23 protein-coding genes and 1 tRNA gene are annotated in these 23,455 nt (G+C 65.0%); 2 read left to right on the top strand and 22 right to left on the bottom strand.

What is annotated here, in order from left to right:
* Window positions 1–11: 11 nt before the first annotated feature.
* The 21 genes from ACSQ86_RS10085 to ACSQ86_RS09985 form a co-directional block, all read right to left on the bottom strand.
* Window positions 12–1,490, bottom strand: a complete 1,479-nt coding sequence (locus ACSQ86_RS10085; protein WP_436303527.1) for an NADH-quinone oxidoreductase subunit M — start codon at window positions 1,488–1,490, stop codon at window positions 12–14.
* 27 nt (window positions 1,491–1,517) lie between these two features.
* A complete protein-coding gene (nuoL, locus tag ACSQ86_RS10080; protein ID WP_436308825.1) occupies window positions 1,518–3,554 on the bottom strand; it encodes an NADH-quinone oxidoreductase subunit L in 2,037 nt (678 codons plus the stop codon).
* 9 nt (window positions 3,555–3,563) lie between these two features.
* Window positions 3,564–3,872 carry an NADH-quinone oxidoreductase subunit NuoK gene (gene nuoK / locus ACSQ86_RS10075; RefSeq protein WP_086922746.1) on the bottom strand — a complete coding sequence of 103 codons (309 nt, stop codon included), beginning with the start codon at window positions 3,870–3,872 and terminating at the stop codon, window positions 3,564–3,566.
* Complete coding sequence (locus ACSQ86_RS10070) at window positions 3,869–4,516, bottom strand: NADH-quinone oxidoreductase subunit J (protein WP_436303525.1); 648 nt, start codon at window positions 4,514–4,516, stop codon at window positions 3,869–3,871. Before ACSQ86_RS10070 ends, nuoK begins: the two co-directional genes overlap by 4 nt.
* Before the next feature lie 39 nt (window positions 4,517–4,555).
* A complete protein-coding gene (nuoI, locus tag ACSQ86_RS10065) occupies window positions 4,556–5,074 on the bottom strand; it encodes an NADH-quinone oxidoreductase subunit NuoI (RefSeq protein ID WP_093102433.1) in 519 nt (172 codons plus the stop codon).
* Window positions 5,075–5,085: 11 nt separating this feature from the next.
* Window positions 5,086–6,162, bottom strand: coding sequence for an NADH-quinone oxidoreductase subunit NuoH (gene nuoH / locus ACSQ86_RS10060; protein WP_436303524.1), 1,077 nt, complete (start codon window positions 6,160–6,162; stop codon window positions 5,086–5,088).
* Window positions 6,159–8,312, bottom strand: a complete 2,154-nt coding sequence (gene nuoG, locus ACSQ86_RS10055; RefSeq protein WP_436303523.1) for an NADH-quinone oxidoreductase subunit NuoG — start codon at window positions 8,310–8,312, stop codon at window positions 6,159–6,161. The genes nuoH and nuoG overlap by 4 nt, the downstream gene beginning before the upstream one ends.
* Before the next feature lie 20 nt (window positions 8,313–8,332).
* Complete coding sequence (gene nuoF / locus ACSQ86_RS10050; protein WP_170855467.1) at window positions 8,333–9,676, bottom strand: NADH-quinone oxidoreductase subunit NuoF; 1,344 nt, start codon at window positions 9,674–9,676, stop codon at window positions 8,333–8,335.
* Window positions 9,673–10,197, bottom strand: a complete 525-nt coding sequence (nuoE, locus tag ACSQ86_RS10045; RefSeq protein ID WP_436308824.1) for an NADH-quinone oxidoreductase subunit NuoE — start codon at window positions 10,195–10,197, stop codon at window positions 9,673–9,675. The genes nuoF and nuoE overlap by 4 nt, the downstream gene beginning before the upstream one ends.
* Window positions 10,198–10,205: 8 nt before the next feature.
* Window positions 10,206–11,459 (bottom strand): NADH-quinone oxidoreductase subunit D, encoded by a 1,254-nt coding sequence (locus tag ACSQ86_RS10040; protein ID WP_093102427.1) that lies wholly within the window; start codon window positions 11,457–11,459, stop codon window positions 10,206–10,208.
* Between the two features lie 7 nt (window positions 11,460–11,466).
* Window positions 11,467–12,075: an NADH-quinone oxidoreductase subunit C gene (locus ACSQ86_RS10035; protein ID WP_093102425.1), complete on the bottom strand. Its 609-nt coding sequence runs from the start codon at window positions 12,073–12,075 to the stop codon at window positions 11,467–11,469.
* A 13-nt stretch (window positions 12,076–12,088) separates the two neighbouring features.
* A complete protein-coding gene (locus ACSQ86_RS10030) occupies window positions 12,089–12,568 on the bottom strand; it encodes a NuoB/complex I 20 kDa subunit family protein (RefSeq protein ID WP_021008163.1) in 480 nt (159 codons plus the stop codon).
* Between the two features lie 3 nt (window positions 12,569–12,571).
* The gene (locus tag ACSQ86_RS10025; RefSeq protein ID WP_093102424.1) at window positions 12,572–12,931 is read right to left on the bottom strand and encodes an NADH-quinone oxidoreductase subunit A; all 360 of its coding nucleotides are present in this window, start codon (window positions 12,929–12,931) and stop codon (window positions 12,572–12,574) included.
* Between the two features lie 57 nt (window positions 12,932–12,988).
* Window positions 12,989–13,073, bottom strand: a tRNA-Leu gene (locus ACSQ86_RS10020).
* 119 nt (window positions 13,074–13,192) lie between these two features.
* Window positions 13,193–13,618 (bottom strand): preprotein translocase subunit SecG, encoded by a 426-nt coding sequence (gene secG / locus ACSQ86_RS10015; protein ID WP_436308823.1) that lies wholly within the window; start codon window positions 13,616–13,618, stop codon window positions 13,193–13,195.
* A gap of 39 nt (window positions 13,619–13,657) precedes the next feature.
* Window positions 13,658–14,410, bottom strand: a complete 753-nt coding sequence (gene tpiA, locus ACSQ86_RS10010; RefSeq protein ID WP_436303522.1) for a triose-phosphate isomerase — start codon at window positions 14,408–14,410, stop codon at window positions 13,658–13,660.
* Between the two features lie 11 nt (window positions 14,411–14,421).
* The gene (locus ACSQ86_RS10005) at window positions 14,422–15,420 is read right to left on the bottom strand and encodes an NAD(P)H-quinone oxidoreductase (RefSeq protein ID WP_436308822.1); all 999 of its coding nucleotides are present in this window, start codon (window positions 15,418–15,420) and stop codon (window positions 14,422–14,424) included.
* Between the two features lie 79 nt (window positions 15,421–15,499).
* On the bottom strand, window positions 15,500–17,791 hold the full coding sequence (gene pnp, locus ACSQ86_RS10000) for a polyribonucleotide nucleotidyltransferase (protein WP_436303520.1): 2,292 nt from the start codon (window positions 17,789–17,791) through the stop codon (window positions 15,500–15,502).
* A gap of 208 nt (window positions 17,792–17,999) precedes the next feature.
* Window positions 18,000–18,266, bottom strand: a complete 267-nt coding sequence (gene rpsO / locus ACSQ86_RS09995) for a 30S ribosomal protein S15 (protein ID WP_007837783.1) — start codon at window positions 18,264–18,266, stop codon at window positions 18,000–18,002.
* 211 nt (window positions 18,267–18,477) lie between these two features.
* Window positions 18,478–19,635 carry a pyridoxal phosphate-dependent aminotransferase gene (locus ACSQ86_RS09990; protein WP_436303519.1) on the bottom strand — a complete coding sequence of 386 codons (1,158 nt, stop codon included), beginning with the start codon at window positions 19,633–19,635 and terminating at the stop codon, window positions 18,478–18,480.
* 20 nt (window positions 19,636–19,655) lie between these two features.
* Window positions 19,656–20,942, bottom strand: a complete 1,287-nt coding sequence (locus tag ACSQ86_RS09985; protein ID WP_436303518.1) for a branched-chain amino acid ABC transporter substrate-binding protein — start codon at window positions 20,940–20,942, stop codon at window positions 19,656–19,658.
* 122 nt (window positions 20,943–21,064) lie between these two features.
* On the opposite strand from ACSQ86_RS09985, the gene ACSQ86_RS09980 reads away from it, so the two are divergent.
* Entirely contained in the window at window positions 21,065–21,436 is a 372-nt protein-coding gene (locus ACSQ86_RS09980) for an Hsp20/alpha crystallin family protein (RefSeq protein WP_436303517.1), read from the top strand.
* 219 nt (window positions 21,437–21,655) lie between these two features.
* The gene (locus tag ACSQ86_RS09975) at window positions 21,656–22,387 is read left to right on the top strand and encodes an alpha/beta hydrolase (protein ID WP_436308821.1); all 732 of its coding nucleotides are present in this window, start codon (window positions 21,656–21,658) and stop codon (window positions 22,385–22,387) included.
* Here the strand turns inward: ACSQ86_RS09975 and tsaD are convergent.
* On the bottom strand, window positions 22,332–23,384 hold the full coding sequence (gene tsaD / locus ACSQ86_RS09970) for a tRNA (adenosine(37)-N6)-threonylcarbamoyltransferase complex transferase subunit TsaD (RefSeq protein ID WP_436303516.1): 1,053 nt from the start codon (window positions 23,382–23,384) through the stop codon (window positions 22,332–22,334). The two genes, ACSQ86_RS09975 and tsaD, sit on opposite strands and share 56 nt — an antisense overlap.
* Window positions 23,385–23,455: the final 71 nt, after the last annotated feature.

Genomic DNA, 23,455 nt, shown 5'->3' with positions numbered 1-23,455 from the left:
TCAGCTTGGACTCATTGGGGCAGCTTGGGCGTCGCCACGTGGCGCAGCAGCTCGGCCACCGAGGCATTCGTCACGTCGGTGAAGGGCTTGGGATAGATGCCCATCCACAGCACCGCGGCCGCGAGCAAGCCCAGCATGAGGAACTCACGCGCATTGATGTCGCTCAGTTCCTTCACATGGTCGTTGCCCACCGGCCCGAGGTAGACGCGCTTGTACATCCACAGCGTGTAGGCGGCGCCGAAGATCAGCGCCGTGGAGGCGCCCAGGCCGAGCCAGAAATTGGCCTTGACCGCGCCGAGGATCACCATCCATTCGCCGACGAAGCCGGCGGTGGCGGGCAGGCCGCAGTTGGCCATGGCGAACAGCAGCGCGAAGGCCGCGAACTTGGGCATGGTGTTGACCACGCCGCCGTAGTCGGCGATCTGGCGCGAGTGCACGCGGTCGTAGAGCACGCCGATGCAGAGGAACATCGCGCCAGAGACGAAGCCGTGCGCGATCATCTGCACGATGCCGCCCGACACGCCGAGCTCGTTGAAGATGAAGAAACCAAGCGTCACGAAGCCCATGTGCGCCACGGACGAATAGGCCACCAGCTTCTTCATGTCCTGCTGCACCAGCGCCACCAGGCCGACGTAGATCACCGCGATCAGGGACAGCCCGATCATGAGCCAGGCCCATTCGTGCGCAGCATCGGGCGCGATCGGCATCGAGAAACGCAGGAAGCCGTAGGCGCCGAGCTTCAGCATGATCGCGGCCAGCACGGCCGAACCGCCCGTGGGCGCCTCGACGTGCACGTCGGGCAGCCAGGTATGGACCGGCCACATCGGCACCTTGACCGCGAAGGCCGCGAAGAAGGCGAAGAACAGGAAGGTCTGCGCGCTCGCGCTGAGCGGCAGCTTGTGCCAGCTCAGGATGTCGAAGCTGCCGCCCGACTTGTTGTACATGTAGATCAGCGCGACCAGCATCAGGAGCGAGCCGAGCAGCGTGTAGATGAAGAACTTGAAGGCCGCGTAGATCTTGTTGGGGCCGCCCCAGATGCCGATGATCAGGTACATCGGGATCAGCGTGGCTTCGAAGAAAACGTAGAACAGGATGCCGTCGAGCGCCGAGAAGGAGCCGATCATGAGGCCCGAAAGGATCAGGAAGGCGCCCATGTACTGGTTGACGCGCTCGGTGATCACCTCCCACGCGGAGATCACCACGATCACCGTGATGAACGCGGTCAAGAGCACCAGCCACAGCGACAGGCCGTCGAGGCCGACGTGGTAGTGGATGCTGAAGCGCTCGATCCAGCTTCCCTTCTCGACGAACTGCATTGCGGCGGTTCCGGTCTGGAAGCGCGTGTACAGCGGAATGGTGACCAGGAAGCTCGCGATCGAACCGACCAGCGCGATCCAGCGCACGCCGTTCGCATGCTCGTCTTTACCGAAGGCCAGCAGCGCGGCGCCGAACGCGATCGGCACCCAGATGGCAAGGCTCAACAAACCCATTTTTGTTTTATCTCCGGCGCTTTGCGCTTACCTGTTGAACCAGACGAAGTACGTCATGAGGAGGAAGATGCCCATCAGCATCGCGAACGCGTAGTGGTAGATGTAGCCGGACTGCATCCAGCGCACGACGCCGGCGACGCGGCCGATCGCCTTCCACGAGCCGTCGACGATGGCGCCGTCGATGACCCCCTGGTCCCCGCCTTTCCAGAGACCGGTGCCCACCGCGCGCGTTCCGCGCGCGATGAGGTTCTCGTTGATCCAGTCCATGTAGTACTTGTTCTCGAGCAGCCGATGGACGGGACCGAAGGCGCGCTTGATCGCCGCCGGCAGCGCCGGATTGACGAGGTACATGTACCAGGCCATCACCACGCCGGCCAGCGCGAGCCAGAACGGCGCGGCAGTGAGGCCGTGCAGGGCCATCGCCATCGGGCCGTGGAAGGCCTCGGCCAGTTCCTTCATCGCGTGGTGCTTGCTCTCGTCGATGATGATCGCGTCCTTGAAGAAGCCGCCGAAGAGCATCGGATCGATGGTCATGTAGCCGATCACGACCGAGGGAATGGCCAGCAGCACCAGCGGCAGCCAGACCACCCAGGGCGACTCGTGCGGCACGCTGTGATCGGTGTGATGACCGTGCGGATCCGGTTCCGCATCGTCGCCGTGGTGATTGTTCTCGGGATTCTGGTCGTAGCGCTCCTTGCCATGGAACACCAGGAAGTACATGCGGAACGAATAGAAGGCCGTGACGAACACGCCAGCCAGCACCGCCCAGTACGCGAAGCCCGCGCCCCAGAGATGGCTTTCGTGCACGGCTTCGATGATGCTGTCCTTCGAGTAGAAGCCCGCGAACAAAGGCGTGCCAATCAGCGCCAGCGAGCCCACCAGTGAGGTGATCCAGGTGACCGGCATGTACTTGCGCACGCCGCCCATCCAGCGGATGTCCTGGTTGTGGTGCATGCCGATGATCACCGAGCCGGCGCCGAGGAACAGCAGCGCCTTGAAGAAGGCGTGCGTCATCAGGTGGAACACGGCGACGGAGTACGCCGAGGCGCCGAGCGCCACCGTCATGTAGCCGAGCTGCGAGAGCGTCGAGTAGGCGACCACGCGCTTGATGTCGTTCTGGATGATGCCCAGGAAGCCCATGAAGAGCGCGGTGATCGCGCCGATCACGAGCACGAAGGAAAGCGCCGCGTCGCTGAGCTCGAACAGCGGCGACATGCGCGCCACCATGAAGATGCCGGCCGTCACCATGGTCGCGGCGTGGATCAGCGCCGAGATCGGGGTCGGGCCTTCCATCGAATCGGGCAGCCACACGTGCAGCGGGAACTGCGCGCTCTTGCCCATCGCGCCGATGAACAGGCAGATGCAGATCACGGTGATCAGCATCCACTCGGTGCCGGGGAAGCTCAGCTTGGCGAGCGCGTCGGCCTTGGCGAAGGCCTCGGCGTAGTTCAGCGTGCCGGCGTAGGCGACGATCAGCCCGATGCCGAGGATGAAGCCGAAGTCGCCCACGCGGTTGACCAGGAAGGCCTTGAGGTTGGCGAAGATCGCGCTCGGCCTGTTGTACCAGAAGCCGATCAGCAGATAGGACACCAGGCCCACCGCCTCCCAGCCGAAGAACAGCTGCAGCATGTTGTTGCTCATCACGAGCATCAGCATCGAGAAGGTGAAGAGCGAGATGTAGGCGAAGAAGCGGTTGTAGCCCTCGTCTTCTTCCATGTAGCCGATGGTGTAGATGTGCACCATCAGCGACACGAAGGTCACGACGCACATCATCATCGCGGTGAGGCCGTCGACCAAGAAGCCGACTTCCATCTTGAGGCCGCCGACCACCATCCATTCGTAGATGGTGGCGTTGAAGCGGGCGCCGTCGGCGACCACGCTCTTGAGCGTCATGGCCGAGATCACGAAAGCGATGAAGACGCCGAGGATGGTCAGCGAATGCGTGATGCGGCGGCCGATGTGGTTGCCGCCGAACTTGGTGCCGAACAGGCCGGCCAGCACGGAGCCGACCAGGGGCGCCAGCGGCACGGCCAGCAGTGCGGATGCGGAGAGAGTTGCGCTCATATGTCAGTCCTAGCCCTTGAGCGCGTTGAGTTCGTCGACGTTGATGTTCGACTTGTTGCGGAACAAGAGGACCAGCAGCGCCAGCCCGATCGCGGACTCCGCCGCGGCCACGGTCAGGATGAAGAACACGAAGATCTGGCCGTGCATGTCGCCGAGGAAGTACGAGAAGGCGACGAAGTTCACGTTGACTGCAAGAAGCATCAGCTCGATGCACATCAAGAGCACGATCAGGTTCTTGCGGTTCAGGAAGATGCCGATCACCGACAGCGCGAAAAGCATCGCACCCAGCGAGAGAAAGTGTCCGAGCGTGAGCGTCATGCCTTGGTCTCCCCGGCTGCCGGTGTTTCTGCAGCAGCAGGCTGCGCCGCGCGCGTGACGGGCATCTTCACGATGCGCACGCGGTCGCGCGCCTTCACGCGCACCTGGTCGGACGGGTTCACGTACTTGCTGTCCTTGCGGGTGCGCAGCGTGAGCGCGATGGCCGCGACGATGGCGACCAGCAGGATGACGGCAGCGATCTCCAGCGGGTAGAGGTACTCCGTGTAAAGCAGCTTGCCGAGTTCGAGCGTGTTGGAAGTGCCCGGCCCAGAGGCCATGGCGGTCTTCGGCTCGGCGAGGCGGAAGCCGCCCATCAGCACCGCGGCCATTTCGAGCGCGATCAGCGCGCCGACGCCAGCCGCGAGCGGGAAGTGCTTCCAGAAGCCCTCGCGCAGCGCGTCGACGTTGATGTCGAGCATCATCACGACGAACAGGAACAGCACCATCACCGCGCCGACGTAGACGAGCACCAGCGAGATGGCCAGGAACTCGGCGCGCAGCAGCAGCCAGATGGCCGATGCCTGGAAGAACGCAAGCACCAGATAGAGCGCGGCATACACGGGGTTGCGCGCGGTGATGACGCGGAAGGCCGCGAAAAGCAGCACCGCGGCAAACAGGTAGAACAGGCCGGTCTTGACGTCCATGGATCGGGTTGGTTTTTTGAAGTTCGGGCCAGTCCCGCTTCAGCGGTACTTGGCGTCCGCCGCCTTGTTGGCGGCGATTTCTTTTTCGTAGCGGTCGCCCACGGCCAACAGCATGTCCTTGGTGAAGTACAGGTCGCCGCGCTTTTCGCCGTGGTATTCGAAGATGTGGGTTTCGACGATGGAGTCGACCGGGCAGCTCTCTTCGCAGAAGCCGCAGAAGATGCACTTGGTCAGGTCGATGTCGTAGCGCGTGGTGCGGCGCGAGCCGTCGTCGCGCACATCCGATTCGATGGTGATCGCGAGCGCCGGGCAGACGGCCTCGCAGAGCTTGCAGGCGATGCAGCGCTCTTCGCCGTTCTCGTAGCGGCGCAGTGCATGCAGGCCGCGGAAGCGCGGCGACAGCGGCGTCTTCTCTTCGGGAAACTGCACGGTGATCTTGCGGCTGAAGGCGTACTTGCCGGTCAGTGCGAGCCCCTTGAACAGCTCGACCAGCATGAAGCTGGACAGGAAGTCCTTGAGCGAAAACGGCGCCGGCGAGGTTGCGGTGTGCGCAGACATGGCGATTCCAGTTATTTCCAGATGTTGTACGGGGTCTGCATCCAGGCGCCGACCACCACCAGCCACACCAGCGTGACCGGAATGAAGATCTTCCAGCCGAGCCGCATGATCTGGTCGTAGCGGAAGCGCGGGAAGGTCGAGCGGACCCACAGGAACATGGTGACCACGACGAAGGTCTTGATGCCCAGCCAGATCCAGCCCGGGATGAAGCCGAGGAAGTCGAAGGGAGGCAGCCAGCCGCCGAGGAACAGGACCGCGCACAGGATCGAGACCAGCCACATGTTGGCGTACTCGGCCAGGAAGAACATCGCGAAGCTCATGCCCGAGTACTCGATCATGTGGCCGGCGACGATTTCCGATTCGCCTTCCACCACGTCGAAGGGATGGCGGTTGGTTTCGGCCAGGCCCGAGATGAAGTAGACGAGGAAGATCGGCAGCAGCGACAGCCAGTTCCACGACAGGAAGCCGATGCCCATCGAGGCGAAATTCCCCTTGCCCTGCCCCATCACGATGTCGGTCATGTTGAGGCTGGCCGAGACCATGAGCACGACGACGAAGCAGAAACCCATCGCGATTTCGTAGCTGACCATCTGCGCTGAGGCGCGCAGCGCACCGAGAAACGCGTACTTCGAATTCGAGGCCCAGCCCGCGATGATCACGCCATAGACCTCGAGCGAGGTGATGGCCATGACGAACAGCAGGCCGGCATTGATGTTGGCCAGCGCGACGTCGGGACCGAACGGAATCACGACCCAGGCGGCCAGCGCCGGCATGATGGTCATGATCGGGCCGAGCAGGAACAGGCCCTTGTTCGCGACCGTGGGAAGGATGATTTCCTTGGTCAGGAGCTTGAGCGCGTCGGCAATGGGCTGCAGCAGGCCCAGCGGACCGATGCGGTTGGGGCCCAGGCGAATTTGCGTGAAGCCGATGGCCTTGCGTTCCCACAGCGTGAGGTAGGCGACCGCGCCCATCAGCGGCAGCACCACGACGACGATCTTGATCAAGGTCCAGATCACCGGCCAGGCGACGCCGGTCCACCAGTGGGCCGCGACCAGGCCCTGGCCGAAGCCGTGCAGGGTGTCGATCATGCGAACACCTCCTGCGCGGCCGCGATGTGCGTCGCGCGCGCGTCGGCCGTCAGTTGCAGCGACGGCGCGCGGCGGACGATCGAGTCGAGCTGGTAGATGCTTGCCGCCACCGGCGGCGCAGCATGGGCGGCGCGTTCACCGTCGAGACGGGCTGCGGTGGCATTGCTCAGCTTGTCGGGCGGCACGCTGGCGCCTGCGTCGATGTCGGCCAGCACATCGGCCGTCGACTCGAAGGAGAAGCCCGAAAGGCCCAGCAGGTTGGCCAGCACGCGCAGCACCTTCCAGGCCGGACGCGCTTCGCCGAGCGGTTTTACGACCGCATGGAAACTCTGCACGCGGCCTTCGGCGTTGACGAAGGTGCCCGGCGTTTCGGTGAAGGGTGCGATCGGCAGCAGCACGTCGCTGAATTCGAGATTGGCCTTAAAGGGGCTCAGCGTCACGACCATCTGGGCGTGCGTGAGTGCCTCGATCACGGATTCGGCGGCCGCCGAATCGAACACCGGCTCGGTGTTGAGCAGCAGCACCGCCTTGAGTCCACCTGCGAGCATGTCGCCCGCGTGCAGGCCGCCGTCCCTGGGCAGGGCACCGACCAGCTGCGCGCCGACCGTATTGGCGGCCTCGGTGAGATAGCCGACGGTTGCGCCGGTCTGGGCCCCGATCCAGTTCGCCAGCGCCAGCAGCGCGCCGGCGTCGGCATGGTGAGCGGCCGCATTGCCGAGCAGGATAGCCTTGCGCTCGCCGCCGAGCAGCGACGCTGCGATGGCCTTGGCTGCATCGCCAGGCGCATCGCTGCTGGCCACGGGCGCCGCGACGCCGGTGCTGGCGGCAACCGCGCCGGCAATCTCGGCCAGCGCATCCACCCAGTCCTGTGCCGCCACGCGCACGGCGTTCGCCACGGGCATGGCCCAGGCTTCGTCGTCGGCCAGCAGTTCGGGCGAGGTCAGCGCGCTCAGCACGCCACCCTTGCGCACCGACTGGCGAATGCGCTGCGCGAACAGCGGATGGTCCTTGCGCAGGTTGCTGCCGATCACGAGCGCGCGCTGCAGTTGCGACAGCGATGCAATCGAGGTGCCGAGCCAGCGCACGCCTTCGAAGGCGTTGAACTCGGCGTTGCGCAGCCGGTAGTCGATGTTGCCGCTGCCGAGACCGTGCGTCAGCAGCTTGGCCAGGTGCAGCTCTTCGAGCGTGCTGTGCGGGCTGGCGAGTGTGCCGATGCTCTGCGCGCCATGGTCGGTCTTGATCTGCTTCAGGCCATTGGCCACGTACTCGAGCGCGGTCTGCCAGTCGACCTGCTGCCACTGGCCGCCCTGCTTGAGCATCGGCTGCGTGAGGCGCTCGGGGCCGTTCAATGCTTCGTACGAAAAGCGATCGCGGTCGGCGATCCAGCATTCGTTGACTTCTTCGTTCTCGAGCGGCACCACGCGCATCACGCGGTTGTTCTTGACCTGGACGATCAGGTTGGCGCCGGTCGAATCGTGCGGGCTCACCGACTTGCGGCGCGAGAGTTCCCAGGTGCGGGCGCTGTAGCGGAAGGGCTTGCTGGTGAGCGCGCCCACGGGGCAGAGGTCGATCATGTTGCCAGAGAGCTCGGAGTCGACCGAATCGCCGAGGAAGGTTTCGATTTCGGCATGCTCGCCGCGATGCGACATGCCGAGCTCCATCACGCCGGCCACTTCCTGGCCGAAGCGCACGCAGCGCGTGCAGTGGATGCAGCGGCTCATCTCTTCCATGCTGATGAGCGGGCCCACGTCCTTGTGGAAGACCACGCGCTTTTCTTCTTCGTAGCGCGAGGACGAAGCGCCGTAGCCGACGGCCAGGTCCTGCAGCTGGCATTCGCCGCCCTGGTCGCAGATCGGGCAGTCGAGCGGATGGTTGATCAGCAGGAACTCCATCACCGACTGCTGGGCCTTGATCGCCTTGTCGCTCTTCGTGCGCACGATCATGCCCTGCGTCACCGGCGTGGCGCAGGCCGGCATCGGCTTGGGCGCCTTTTCGACGTCGACCAGGCACATGCGGCAGTTGGCCGCGATGCTGAGCTTCTTGTGATAGCAGAAGTGCGGGATGTAGGTACCCGCCTTGTCGGCCGCATGCATGATCATGCTGCCTTCGACGATTTCGACCTTCTTGCCGTCGAGTTCGATTTCAACCATATATGTATGTGTTTTCGCGCTCAGGCTTTGACGGGTGCCTTCGGGACGTAGCCCGGGATCAAGGCCTCGAACTCGTGACGGAAGTGCTTGATCATGGCGCGCACCGGCATCGCGGCGGCGTCGCCGAGCGCGCAGATGGTGCGGCCCTGGATGTTGTCGGCCACCGAATTGAGCAGCTCCATGTCGCTCGGCTTGCCGTGGCCGTTGTGGATGCGGTCCACCACGCGCCAGAGCCAGCCCGTGCCTTCGCGGCACGGCGTGCACTGGCCGCAAGACTCGTGCATGTAGAAGTACGAGAGGCGCTTGAGCGACTCGACCATCGAGCGGCTGTCGTCCATCACGATCACCGCACCCGAGCCCAGCATCGAGCCGGCCTTGGCGATGGAGTCGTAATCCATCGTGCACTCCATCATGATCGAGGCCGGCAGCACCGGCGCCGACGAGCCGCCAGGAATCACGGCCTTGAGCTGGCGGCCCTTGCGCACGCCACCGGCGAGTTCGAGCAGCTTCGAGAACGGCGTGCCCATCGGCACTTCGTAGTTGCCGGGCAGTTCGACGTCGCCGCTGACCGAGTAGATCTTGGTGCCGCCGTTGTTCGGCTTGCCGCATTCGAGGTAGGCCGGACCGCCGTTGACGATGATCCACGGCACCGCAGCGAAAGTCTCGGTGTTGTTGATGGTGGTCGGCTTGCCGTAGAGCCCGAAGCTCGCTGGGAACGGCGGCTTGAAGCGCGGCTGGCCCTTCTTGCCCTCGAGCGATTCGAGCAGCGCGGTTTCTTCGCCGCAGATGTAGGCGCCGAAGCCATGGGACGCATGCAGCTGGAAATTGAAGCTGCTGCCCAGGATGGCATCGCCCAGGAAGCCGGCGGCGCGCGCCTCTTCCAGCGCTTCTTCGAAGCGATCGTAGGTCTGGAAGATCTCGCCGTGGATGTAGTTGTAGCCCACGCTGATGCCCATCGCATAGGCGGCGATGGCCATGCCCTCGATCACGATGTGCGGGTTGAACTGCAGGATGTCGCGGTCCTTGCAGGTGCCGGGCTCGCCCTCGTCCGAGTTGCAGACCAGGTACTTCTGGCCCGGGAACTGGCGCGGCATGAAGCTCCACTTGAGGCCGGTCGGGAAGCCCGCGCCGCCGCGGCCGCGCAGGCCCGAGGCCTTGACCTCGGCAATCACCTGCTCGGGCGTGATGCCTTCGCCGAGGATCTTGCGCAGCGCCTTGTAGCCACCGCGCGCTTCGTAGTCGGCCAGGCGCCAGTTGGTGCCGTCGAGACCGGCATAGATCTGCGGCTCGATATGGCGGTCGTGAAAGCAGGTCTGGACGCCGGTGGCCTGGAACTGCGAGAGCACTTGTTCGGGCGTCATCATTGCGCACCCTCCGCCGTCGAGGTACGCAGGCCGTCGATCAGCTGATCGAGTTTTTCGTTGCTCATGAAGCTGCACATGGTGCGGTCGTTGACCAGCATCACAGGCGAATCGGCGCAGGCGCCGAGGCACTCGCTCTGCTGCAGCGTGAACATGCCGTCCGCCGTGGTCTCGCCCATCTGGATGCCCAGCTTCTTCTCGAGATGAGCCAGCGCCACCGCGCCGTCGCGCAGCTGGCACGGCAGGTTGGTGCAGACGTTGAGCTTGAACCTGCCCACCGGCTGCTGGTTGTACATGTTGTAGAAGGTCGTGACCTCGTGCACCGCGATCGGCGCCATGCCCAGGTAGGCGGCGATCTCGCGCTCGCGCTGCACGCTGACGAAGCCTTCGTCCTTCTGCACGATCGCGAGGCAGGCCATCACGGCCGACTGCTTGCCTGCCGGCGGGTACTTGGCGACCTCGCGCGCAAAAAGCTCCAGCGTGGCGGCCGAAAGCGGCGCCTGGTTGATGCTGTGGGTGGTCATTCGTTCGCTCACCTGTCGATCTCGCCGAACACGATGTCCATGGTGCCAATCACCGCGACCGCGTCGGCAATCATGTGGCCGCGCGACATCTCGTCGAGCGCCGCCAGATGCGGGAAGCCCGGAGCGCGGATCTTCAGACGGTAGGGCTTGTTGGCGCCATCGCTCACGAGATAGATGCCGAACTCGCCCTTGGGATGCTCGACGGCGGCATAGGCCTCGCCTTCGGGCACGTGAAAGCCTTCGGTGAAGAGCTTGAAATGGTGGATCAGTTCCTCCATGTTCGCCTTCATCGACTCGCGCGCCGGCGCCGCGACCTTGTGGTTGTCGGTGATCACCGGGCCCGGGTTGACGCGCAGCCAGGCCGAGCACTGCTGGATGATGCGGTTGGCCTGACGCATTTCCTCGACGCGCACGAGATAGCGGTCGTAGCAGTCGCCGGTCTTGCCCACCGGCACGTCGAAATCCATGCGGTCGTAGACCTCGTAGGGCTGCTTCTTGCGCAGATCCCATTCGACGCCCGAGCCGCGCAGCATCGGGCCGGTGAAGCCGAGATTCAGCGCGCGCTCGGGCGTTACCACGCCGATGCCAACAGTGCGCTGCTTCCAGATGCGGTTGTCGGTGAGCAGCGTCTCGTACTCGTCGACCATCTTCGGGAAGCGCTTGCAGAAGTCGTCGATGAAGTCCAGCAGCGAACCCTGGCGGTTCTGGTTGAGGCGCTCGATCGCCTTCGCATTCTTGATCTTGCTGACCTTGTACTGCGGCATCGCGTCCGGCAGGTCGCGGTAGACGCCGCCCGGCCGATAGTAGGCCGCGTGCATGCGCGCACCCGACACCGCCTCGTACATGTCGAACAGGTCTTCGCGCTCGCGGAAGCAGTAGATGAGCATGTTCATCGCACCGCAGTCCAGGCCGTGCGCACCCAGCCACAGAAGGTGGTTCAAGAGGCGCGTGATCTCGTCAAACATCACGCGGATGTACTGCGCGCGGATGGGCACGTCGAGGCCCATGAGCCGCTCGATCGCGAGGCAGTACGCGTGCTCGTTGCTCATCATCGAGACGTAGTCGAGCCGGTCCATGTAGGGCAGCGACTGGATGTAGGTGCGTGTCTCGGCGAGCTTCTCGGTCGCGCGGTGCAGGAGCCCGATGTGCGGATCGGCGCGCTGGATGACTTCACCGTCGAGCTCGAGCACCAGGCGCAGCACGCCGTGCGCCGCGGGGTGCTGGGGTCCGAAGTTCAGCGTGTAGTTCTTGATTTCGGCCATGTCGGTCTCAGTGCAATCCGCCGTAGTTGTCTTCGCGAATCACGCGCGGCGTGATCTCGCGCGGCTCTATCGAGACCGGCTGGTAGATGACGCGCTTCTGCTCCGCGTCGTAGCGCATCTCGACATGACCCGAGACCGGGAAGTCCTTGCGGAACGGGTGGCCGATGAAGCCGTAGTCGGTCAGGATGCGGCGCAGGTCGTCATGGCCTTCGAACACGATGCCGTAGAGGTCGAAGGCTTCGCGTTCGAACCAGCCGGCGGCGTTCCAGATGCCGGTCAGCGAATCGATCACCGGCAGATCTTCGTTGGGCACGAACACCTTGAGGCGCACGCGCTGGTTGAGGCTCACGGAAAGCAGGTGCGTCACCACGCAGAAGCGCTCGCCCTCCCACTCGCCTTCGCGGTAGTCGGAGTAGTCCAGGCCGCAGAGATCGATCAGCTGCTCGAAGCGGCAGCCGGGCGCGTCGCGCAGCAGGGTCGCGGCTTCCAGATAGTCGGCCGCGCCGACCACCACCGTCACTTCGCCGAGCGCGAGGGTGACGCTCTTGGCCTTGGCGCCAAGCGTTTCGGCGATCTGGGTCTGCAGTGCCTCGGGAGAAATAGCAAAGTCGGTCATCGTCTCTCGCTTCTCAGGCACGCGCGATCGTGTTGGTGCGGCGAATCTTCTGCTGGAGCTGGATGATTCCGTAGAGCAGCGCCTCGGCGGTCGGCGGGCAGCCCGGCACATAGACGTCGACCGGCACGATGCGGTCGCAGCCGCGCACGACCGAGTAGCTGTAGTGGTAGTAGCCGCCGCCGTTGGCGCACGAGCCCATCGACAGCACCCAGCGGGGCTCGGGCATCTGGTCGTAGACCTTGCGCAGCGCCGGCGCCATCTTGTTGCACAGCGTGCCGGCCACGATCATCAGATCGGACTGGCGCGGGCTCGGGCGGAACAGCATGCCGAAGCGGTCGATGTCGTAGCGCGCGGCACCCGCGTGCATCATTTCCACCGCACAGCATGCGAGGCCGAAGGTCATCGGCCACAGTGATCCGGTCTTGGCCCAGTTCACCACCGAGTCGTAGGTGGTGGTGACGAAGCCTTCCTTCATGACGCCTTCAATGGCCATTGTTCATTCCCAGTCGAGCGCGCCCTTTTTCCACTCGTAGACGAAGCCCACGACGAGGATGGCGAGAAAAATCATCATGGCCCAGAAACCGACCGGACCGATTTCCTTGAGCGCGATCGCCCACGGGAAGAGAAAGGCGATTTCGAGGTCGAAAAGAATGAAGAGAATCGCCACGAGGTAGTAGCGCACGTCGAACTTCATGCGCGCGTCTTCGAAGGCCTCGAAGCCGCATTCGTAGGGCGCGTTCTTTTGAGCGTCGGGCCGATTGGGGCCGAGGATGTAACCGAGAACCTGCGGTGCGACGCCGACACCGACTCCGACCAGGATGAACAACAGGACGGGAAGGTAGGAATCGAGGTTCATCGGGGTCTTTTACCGCTTGACGCCGACAGGAAGATGAAGCTTCCTGCCGGCGAGATTTGGTGCGGTCGGCGAGACTCGAACTCGCACAGCTTTCGCCACTACCCCCTCAAGATAGCGTGTCTACCAATTTCACCACGACCGCGGTTTTGTGTGTCCGGATGGCATGAGGAACCCGATAGGGTTTTGGCTTTCCGGACAGCTTTAGAGTTTACCCTGAAATGAAGTCGTTTTCGCTCGGTGACCGCATCGAAAACGACAGGATCACTTGGTCGGGATCTGCGCAGCGCCCGAAGCCGGTGCAGCAGGCGCCGAAGCCGGTGCATTCGTGCCCGGTGCCGCAGCAGGTGCGTTGCCGGAAGGAATCTGCGATGCCGGGCCCGAAGGTGCGGGGGCAGGCGCCGGCGCGCCGATCGTGGCGCGCTCGAGCAGGCTGCCGCCGCCCGTCGGCCGTGCATGGCTGAAATAGGCGAGCAGCAAGGTGCATGCGAAGAACACGGCGGCGAGAACGCCGGTGGTGCGCGAAAGAAAGTTCGCGCTGCCGCTGGCGCCGAACAGGCTGCCCGCACTGCCGCTGCCGAAGGCCGCACCCATGTCGGCACCCTTGCCGTGCTGGATCAGGATCAGGCCGATCATCGCGAGTGCGGTGAGCATCTGTACACCCACCAGGATATTGAGGACCACGTTCATTCGTTCTAACTCCTAAATTCGTTCGCGGCTGCGCTGGTCTCAGCGTGCCGCAGCAATGATCTGCAAAAAGTCGGGCGCCTTCAGGGAAGCGCCGCCGATCAGGCCGCCGTCGATGTCGGCCTGGGCCAGCAGTTCGGCTGCATTGGCGGCGTTCATGCTGCCGCCGTAAAGGATGCGGATGCCTGCCGCGTGTTCGCTCGCCGCGTGATGCAGTTGCGCGCGCAGCAGCGCGTGCACGGCCTGCGCCTGCTCGGGCGTCGCGGTCTTGCCGGTGCCGATGGCCCAGACAGGCTCGTAGGCCACGACGATCTCGCTGATGCAGTGGCCATTGACATGGATCACCGCCGCGAGCTGACGCTTCACGACCTCTTCGGTGTGCCCTGCCTCGCGCTCTGCCAGCGTTTCGCCGACACAGACGATGGGCGCGATGCCGTTCGCGAGCGCAGCGGCGGTCTTGGCCGCCACCAGTTCGTCCGTCTCGCCGTGGTACTGGCGGCGCTCCGAGTGGCCCACGATCGCATAGCGCACGCCGAAGTCCTTCAGCATGGCCGCCGATTGCTCGCCGGTGAATGCGCCTTGCGGCTGCGCCGACACGTCCTGCGCGCCCAGCGCGATCGGCGATCCGGCGACGAGCGCCTGCACCTGCGCCAGGTACGGCGTCGGAACGCACACCGCGATGTCGCACGAAGGCGTGCCGACGCCCTGCAGCAGAGACTTCACCAGCGCCTCGTTGGCCGCGAGGCTGCCGTTCATCTTCCAGTTGCCGGCGATGAGCTTTTTCTTTGTCGTCATGTCTGTCTTGTTCACCAGGTCAGCACGATCTTGCCGATGTGCTGGTTCGATTCCATCAGGACGTGGGCTTGCGCCGCGCCGCTGGGCTCGCCCTGTGCGGCGAAGGTGCTGTGGATCACGGGCTTGACGGCGCCGCTTTCGAGCAGCGGCCAGACTTTTTCGCGCAAGGCCTTCGCGATCGCACCCTTGAATGCCACCGGCCGCGGGCGCAGAGTCGAACCGGTGATCGTGAGCCGCCTGCGCAACACCAGGCCCGCATTGAATTCGCTCTTTGTGCCACCCTGCACTGCGATGATCACGAGCCGGCCGTCCTCGGCCATGCATTCGATCTCGCGCGGCACGTAGGCGCCGGCCACCATGTCGAGCACCACGTCAACGCCCTTGCCGCCGGTGAGGCGCTTGACCTCTTCGACAAAATCGGACGTCTTGTAGTTGATCGCATGGTCGGCGCCGAGCTTCCTGCAGGCTTCGCACTTGTCGTCGCTGCCGGCCGTCACGATCACCGTCGCGCCGAAGGCCTTGCCGAGCTGGACGGCCGTGACGCCGATGCCGCTCGAGCCGCCCTGGATCAGCAGAGTCTCGCCCTTTTGCAATCGGGCCCGATCGAACACATTGCTCCACACGGTGAAGAAGGTCTCTGGCAGCGAAGCCGCCTCGGCATCGCTCCAGCCCTTGGGCACCGGCAGGCACTGGGCCACGGGCGCCACGCAGAGTTCTGCATAGCCGCCGCCCGCGATCAACGCGCAGACGCGATCGCCGACGGCGAAGCCAGCCTCGCGCATCGCGGCGGCATCGCCCGAAACGATCTCGCCCGCGACCTCGAGCCCCGGCAAATCCGAAGCGCCCGGCGGCACCGGGTAGTTGCCGGTGCGCTGGAGCACGTCGGGGCGGTTCACGCCGCTCGCGGCCACGCGAATCAGCAACTCGCCCGCGCCCGCGACCGGCGCGGGACGCTCGGCCACGCGCAGCACCTCGGGGGCGCCGTACGAAGTGATTTCAATGGCTTTCATGCTTTTCTCCGCTGCAGCGCCCGCCCTGGCGGGCAGACGCACGGTGAAATGACGGCAAAGGCGTCACCGCCCTCGCCTCTCAGGGCTGGCGGTCGCCGCCGTTGGGCTCTTGCGGCCGCGGGTCCTGTTCGACCGCCACCGCCTGCTCGCCAGCTTGCTCGCCGCGTTCGGCGTTGTCGAAGCGCGGTGCACGCTCGGCACGCGGCGGGCGATCGCCACGCTCGCGACGCTCGCCGCGGTCTTCGCGCGGCGGACGCTCGCTGAACTCCATGCCGGCCGGACGCTCGGTGAGCGCCTTCATGGACAGCTTGACGCGGCCCTTCTCGTCGGTCTCGAGCACCTTGACCTTCACGATCTGGCCTTCGCTCAGGTAGTCGGTCACCTTCTCGACGCGTTCGTGCGCGATCTGGCTGATGTGCAGCAGGCCGTCCTTGCCGGGCAGCAGGTTGATGAGTGCGCCGAAGTCGAGGATCTTGGTGACCGGGCCTTCGTAGGTCTTGCCGATCTCGACTTCCGCCGTGATCTGCTCGATGCGCTTCTTGGCCGCTTCGGCCTTGGCCGGGTCGGTCGAAGCGATGGTGATGGTGCCGTCTTCGTCGATGTTGATCTGCGTGCCGGTCTCTTCGGTCAGCGCGCGGATCACCGAGCCGCCCTTGCCGATCACGTCGCGGATCTTCTCGGGGTTGATTTTCATCGTGAACAGGCGCGGCGCGAAGCTCGAGACTTCGGCCTTGGCCTCGCCCATCGCTTCCTGCATCTTGCCCAGGATGTGCATGCGCGCTTCCTTGGCCTGCGCCAAGGCGACCTGCATGATTTCCTTGGTGATGCCCTGGATCTTGATGTCCATCTGCAGCGCGGTAATGCCGTTGGTCGTGCCGGCCACCTTGAAGTCCATGTCGCCCAGGTGGTCCTCGTCGCCCAGGATGTCGGTCAGCACGGCGAAGCGGTTGTCTTCCTTGATCAGGCCCATCGCGATGCCGGCCACGTGCGCCTTCATCGGTACGCCGGCGTCCATCATCGAGAGGCAGCCGCCGCAGACCGAAGCCATCGACGAGGAGCCGTTCGACTCGGTGATTTCCGACACGACGCGGATCGTGTAGGGGAACTCTTCCTTGGTCGGCAGGCAGGCCACGAGGGCGCGCTTGGCCAGACGGCCGTGGCCGACTTCGCGGCGCTTGGTCGAGCCCATGCGGCCCACTTCACCGGTGGCGAAGGGAGGCATGTTGTAGTGGAACAGGAAGCGGTCTTCGTACTCGCCGGCCAGCGCGTCGATGCGCTGCGCGTCGCGCTCGGTGCCGAGCGTGGTCACGACCAGCGCCTGGGTTTCGCCTCGCGTGAACAGGGCCGAGCCGTGGGTGCGCGGCAGCACGCCGTTGCGGATCTCGATGGGACGCACGGTGCGCGTGTCGCGGCCGTCGATGCGCGGCTCGCCCGAGAGAATCTGGCTGCGCACGATCTTCGATTCGATCGCGAACAGGAGGTCGTTGACCTTGCCGGCGTCGAAGGGCTCGCCGCTTTCCTTCAGCGCATCCATCACGCTGGCATTGGCCTCGCGCAGGGCTTGCGTACGAGCCTGCTTGCTGCGGATCTGGTAGACGGCGCGCAGCTTCTCTTCGGCCAGACCCTTGACCTTGGCGACGAAGGCTTCGTCCTCGGCCGGCGGCTGCCAGTCCCACACCGGCTTGCCGGCGTCGCGCACGAGTTCGTGGATCGCATTGATCGCGATGTTGGCCTGCTCATGGCCGAACACCACGCCGCCGAGCATGATTTCCTCGCTCAGCTGCAGGGCTTCGGACTCGACCATCAGCACGGCCGCTTCGGTGCCGGCGACGACCAGGTCCATCTGCGAATCCTTGCGCTCGGTCTGCCCCGGATTCAGCACGTACTGACCGTTGATATAGCCCACGCGCGCGGCGCCGATCGGGCCGCTGAAGGGAATGCCGGAGATCGACAGCGCGGCGCTCGTGCCGATCATGGCGGCGATGTCGGCGTCGACTTCGGGATTGAGCGACAGCGTGTGGATCACCACGTGCACTTCGTTCAAAAAGCCCTCGGGGAACAGCGGGCGGATCGGCCGGTCGATCAGGCGCGAGGTCAGCGTCTCGAGTTCGCTGGGCTTGGCTTCGCGCTTGAAGAAGCTGCCGGGGATCTTGCCGGCGGCATAGGTCTTCTCGATGTAGTCGACGGTCAGCGGGAAGAAATCCTGGCCCGGCTTGGCTGCCTTGGAAGCGACGACGGTGGCCAGCACGACGGTGCCTTCGATGTCCACGATCACGGCGCCGCTGGCCTGGCGGGCGATTTCGCCGGTTTCCAGAACGACGGTCTTGCCGCCCCACTGGAAGGTCTTGGTGACTTTGTTGAAGAGACTCATGTTTAGCTCCTGTTTTGATTAGCGGGTTTGCCTGTGGTGATCACAGACCCCGCGGGGCCGGAGCGCTTTCCAGAACACGATGCCATTCCAGAGAAATTCGGCGAGAACTTCGTTGGAATGACACAGCTTCGCTCTGTTTTGGCGGCTCCGAAGTAAAAAACGCCTGAGCTAGCGGACTAACCCAGGCGTTCTTGCATGCGATTCGGCCCTACTTGCGCAGACCCAGCTTGGCGATCAGCGCGGTGTAGCGGTCGGCGTCCTTGGACTTGAGGTAGTCCAACAGCTTGCGGCGGCGGCTCACCATGCGCAGCAGGCCGCGGCGGCCATGGTGGTCCTTGGCGTGCGTCTTGAAGTGCGGGGTGAGTTCGTTGATGCGGGCGGTCAGCAGTGCGACTTGCACTTCGGGGCTGCCGGTGTCGTTGGCGGCGCGGGCGTTGTCCTTGACAACTTCCGCCTTGATGGAGGCTGCGATCATTTGATGATTTTCCTGTTCCGGAATGTTTGACTTGCGGCGGGCGCTGGAACTGCACCCGCCGTGCGCCTTGCGGCATGCAAAGCCTTGGGATTATAACCCGCCCCCGGGCTTCGCGCACTTCGTGTCGCGCGCGCCTTCCCCCTACCGGGGGCGATGCCGACCGACCGGCAAAGCCGGATCGGTGGCATCCCTGGCATGAAAACCCGAACGACTATCGGGCTGCCAGCCAGGTCTTGAGCCGCTCGACGCCCTGCACCAGGCGTTGCGGATCCTTCGAGGCAAAGCACCAGCGCAGCCAGCCCTGCGCCTCGGGTGCGAAAGCGCTCCCCGGCGCAAGCCCGAGCCCGGCCTCGGCCACCAGGCGCTTGGCCAGCGCCAGCGAATCGTCGAAGCCTTCGAGCTTGAAAAATGCGTACATGCCGCCGCGCGCGGGCGCCACCTGGACGCCCGGGATGTCGGCGAGCAAGGGCACCAGCGTGTCGCGGCAGGCCTTGAGGTGCGCGACCACGCGCGGCGTGATCTCCTGGCTGTGCGCCAGCGCAGCGATGCCGGCGCGCTGGGTGAACACGCTCGCGCAGGAAGTGTTGAATTCGATCAGCTTGCCCATGCCGTCCATCAGCACCGGCGGCAGCACCAGCCAGCCGAGGCGCCAACCGGTCATGAGGAAACTCTTGGAAAAGCTGTGCGCGACGACGAGCCGGTCGTCCGGCGTCGAGATGTCCAGAAAGCTGGGCGCGCATCCCTTCGGCGTGGCGTCGAAATAGAGCCGCTCGTAGACCTCGTCGGCCAGGATCCATGTGCCGGTCTGACGGCAGTGGTCGAGGATCGCCTGCTGCTCCGCGCTCGCAAGGGTCCAGCCGGTCGGGTTGTTCGGCGCGTTGACGATGAGCAGCTTCGTCGCCGGCGTGACCGTGGTGCGCAGCGCGTCGAGGTCGAGCGTCCATTGCCCTGCCTTCGGCACCAGCGGCACGGAACGCACGCGCGCACCGAGGATCGCGGGCTGCGCCGTCAGGTTGGGCCACACGGGCGTGACCGCGACCACTTCGTCGCCCGCATCGACCAGCGCCTGCACCGCCAGCATCAGCGCATTGACGCCGCCCGAGGTGATGGCGATGCGCGAGGCCTCGATCGCCGGATGCAGCCCGCTCATGTACTGCGCAACGGCCTCGCGCAGTTCCGGCAGGCCCAGGTTGTGGGTATAGAAGGTTTCTCCTTGTTGCAGCGAATCGATCGCCGCCTGGCGGATCACCTCGGGCGTCACTTCGTCGCTCTCGCCGAACCAGAAGGCCAGCACGTCGCTGCGGCCCAGGCCGGCGTTGGCGACCTCACGGATCTTGGAGGCTTCGAGGTTGTGGATGGCTTGGCGCATCGTGTCTGTTCCTTGGAAATTCAGGAGCGCTGCATCTTGCAGCTGGTGGGCATCTCGGCCCGTTCTGCAGGGATTGTCCTCACGACGCGGAAGCCGTAGCCGGAGCCTTCGACGTCGAACTTCACGCCGGGCGTGCCCTGCTTGTCCATCACGCCGACCACCAGGGCCTGCTGGAACTGGTGATCGGCGGCGCGCATGCGGCCGCTCTGGCCCGCCAGCGTGACCTCGGCCTTTTCGAGCGCGCGCGCCACGGCCACGGTGTCGACGCTGCCGGCGCGTTCGACCGCCTGGGCCAGCGACTCGACCAGCAACTGCATGCGCATGTGCACGTAATCCTCGGCCGGTTTGGGGAAGCGCTCGCGAAAGGCGCGGTAGAAGGCTTCGGACTCTCGCGTCTGCACGTTCGGCAACCAATCCGCCACAGCGACCACGCGGCCGATGCCGGCATCGCCGATGGCCGCCGGCGCACCGAGCGCGTTGCCGTAGAAGGTGTAGAAGCTGCCGTTGAAACCCGCCTCGCGCGCCGCCTTCACCAGCAGCGTGAGGTCGTTGCCCCAGTTGCCGGTGATCACGGCCTGCGCGCCGCTCGCGAGGATCTTGCTGGCGTAGGGCGCGAAGTCCTTCACGCGGCCCATCGGATGCAACTCGTCGCCGACGATCTGCACATCCGGCCGGAGCGCGCCGAGCTGCCGCTTCGATTCGCGCAGCACGGCCTGGCCGAAGCTGTAGTCCTGCCCGATCAGGTAGACGCGCTTGAGCGCTGCGTCGTTCTTCAGCACGTCCATCAGCGCCGTCACGCGCATGTCGGCATGCGCGTCGAAGCGAAAGTGCCAGAAGCTGCAGCGCTCGTTGGTGAGCACCGGATCGACCGCCGAGTAGTTGAGGAACAGCACGCGGCGCGACGGGTCGCGCTCGTTGTTCTTCTCGATGGCGTCCACCAGTGCGGCCGCCGTAGCCGACGAATTCCCTTGCAGCACGATGCGCGCGCCGTCGTCCATGGCCGCGCGCAGCGCCGACAGCGCCTCCTCGTTCTGGCCCTTGCTGTCATAGCGGTCCAGCTGCAGAAAGCGGGCGCCGCCGGGCAGCTTGACGCCGCCGCGCGCATTCACGCGCTCCACGGCCCACAGCAGGTTGCGGAACACCGCTTCGCCGGTGTTGGCGAAGGGCCCGCTCATGCTCTCGATCAGCGCGAGCCGGATCGGCGGCGGCGCGGGCTGCGCATACACCGGCGCTAGCGCCGCCGCGCATAGCGCCATAGCGGCGAATTTCAAGGCCTTGCGGCGCCAAATAAAGCTGGAAAAACTCATCTTGAAACGCCTCCCGCCGCGCCTAGATGAGGTGGCAAGCGGCACTTGTGTTGTTTGAAACGCCGCGCAGTGTAAGGGACACACATTCTTGTCCCCATTGTGTTCATTCAGGAGTTCCCATCATGTTTTTTGCACCCGCAATTCGCACCGCCCGCTTCGTGCCGCGCGCCTATGACCAGCGCCTCGAGCGCTTCGTGAACGATGCCTTTTCCGCCGCGCGCCGCTCGCTCAATGTCGAACAGGACGAAAAGACCTGGACGCTGACGATGGACGTTCCGGGCTTCTCGCGCGAAGACCTGACGATCGGCATCGAAGGTGCCGTGGTTCGCATCGAAAGCAAGGCAGATGCAAAACGCCAATTCAAGGCCGCTTATGAACTGCCGCAGGACATCGAGGTCGCCACCAGCGAAGCCAAGCTCGAGAATGGCGTACTGACTCTGAAATTGGGCAAGCTGGTCCCCGTCAGCAACGCCGCCCAGCTCGCCATCAACTGATACGAAATTGTTTCAGAAGCTTGGAAGACGCAAGAAGGTAATCGGGCCGGTAACTTTTTGTTGCCGACCTGATTCATTTCTGAACTCAAAATAAGTACAGAGAACGTCACATTTGTGGCGTTTTTTTCAAATGCTTTCCTCCTAATTGGCGTTCGATACCTTGACTGCGGGCAGCAGAAAGAAGTCTCGGGCGCTCGACGAAGCGCCATGAAAACGCACTTGAAACTTGCTCACGACGATTCACGGTCGGACACCTTGCTGGTGTTCCTGCCGGGCGCGTTCCTGAAGCCTGAAGAGTTCGAGCGCGAAGGCTTCATCAGCGCGGTCAGGGAGCGGGATCTGGCGGCCGACGCCCTGCTCGTCGACGCCGACGTGTCGTACTACTACGACCAGACCTTCATCGAGCGGCTGCATCACGACATCCTCCGGCCGCAGCGTGCGACGGGTTACAAGTCGATCTGGCTGGTGGGCATCTCGATCGGCGGTTTCGGCGCCCTGATCCACGAACTGGCCAAGCCCGGCGCCGTCGACGGCATCGTGGCGCTGGCGCCCTACCTCGGACGGCGGCCGGTCGGCGCCGAGATCCACAAGGCCGGCGGCCTGCGCGCCTGGAAGGCGCCCGAAGGCCCGCCGCCGGACCAGGAGGTCGATCGCAAGCTCTGGCCCTGGCTTCAGCAGTACGCGGCCTCCAAGCCCGCCAAGGGCCTGCCGCCGCTGTACCTGGGTTTCGGCCTCGCCGACCGCTTCGCCGCCAATCACCGCCTGCTGGCGGAGGCCTTGCCTGCCGGGCGCGTGTTCACGATCGAAGGCGGCCACGACTGGCCGCAGTGGTCGCAACTCTGGCGCAAGGTGCTCGAGGTGCTGCCGCTGCCCTCGCACGGCAAGAAAGGCGCGACTACCCGAACTCCGGCTCCGGCGCGCAGAGCGAAGCCAGTGGCCATCGCGGCTTGACGTCGAAGGCATAGCGCTCGCTCGCCTGCCCCAGGCCGGCCTGCAGGCGCATCGCGGCGGCCATCGCGATCATGGCGCCGTTGTCGGTGCACAGGTGCAGCTCGGGGTAGTGCACGCGCACGCCGCGCTTCGCGCATGCCGCATTGAGCTGTTCGCGCAAAGCCCGGTTGGCACCCACGCCCCCGGCCACCACCAGCCGGTCCAGCCCGGTCTGCTCGATGGCGGCCAGTGATTTCTTCAGCAGCACGTCGACGATCGCGGCCTGGGTCGAGGCGGCCAGATCGGCCTTGCGCGCTTCGAGCTCGCCGCCGAGTTTCCTGGCCTGCGTCAGCACCGCCGTCTTCAAGCCGGCAAAGGAGAAGTCGAGGTCGCCGCTGTGCAGCAGGGGCCGCGGCAGCTTGAAGGCCGCGGCGTCGCCCTCCTCCGCCAGCTTGGCGAGCCAGGGGCCGCCAGGATAGGGCAGGCCCATCAGCTTGGCGCTCTTGTCGAAGGCTTCGCCTGCTGCGTCGTCGATGGTCTCGCCGAGCAGCTCGTAGCGCCCCACGCCGTCGACCCGCATCAGTTGCGTGTGACCGCCCGAGACCAGCAGCGCGACGAAGGGGAACTCGGGCGGATCGGCACTGAGAAAGGGCGACAGCAGGTGGCCTTCCAGGTGATGCACGCCCAGCACCGGCTTGCCAAGCGCCGCGCCCAGTGCACAGGCCACGCCGGCGCCCACCAGCAGCGCGCCGGCCAGCCCCGGCCCGCGCGTGTAGGCGACGACGTCGATCTCGGGCAGGGAGCGGGCGGCCTCGGACAACACCGTCTGCGCCAGGGGTAGCACGCGCCGGATGTGGTCGCGGCTGGCCAGCTCGGGCACCACGCCGCCATAGGCCTGGTGCATCGCGATCTGGCTGTGGAGCGCGTGCGCGGCCAGGCGCGGCAAGCCGCTCGCGCCGGATTCGACCAGGGCCACGCCGGTCTCGTCGCAGGACGATTCGATTCCCAATACAAACATGCGACGAGTGTAGGGTGCGCACGATGTCGGGGCACGGATGTTGCTGCATGTCCTTAGGATGGCTCTTCAGC

Source organism: Variovorax sp. LjRoot130 (assembly GCF_964253755.1).
Lineage (GTDB): Bacteria > Pseudomonadota > Gammaproteobacteria > Burkholderiales > Burkholderiaceae_C > Variovorax.
The sequence above is the reverse complement of the archived record's forward strand: the minus strand, read 5'-3'. Positions and strand labels throughout refer to the sequence as shown.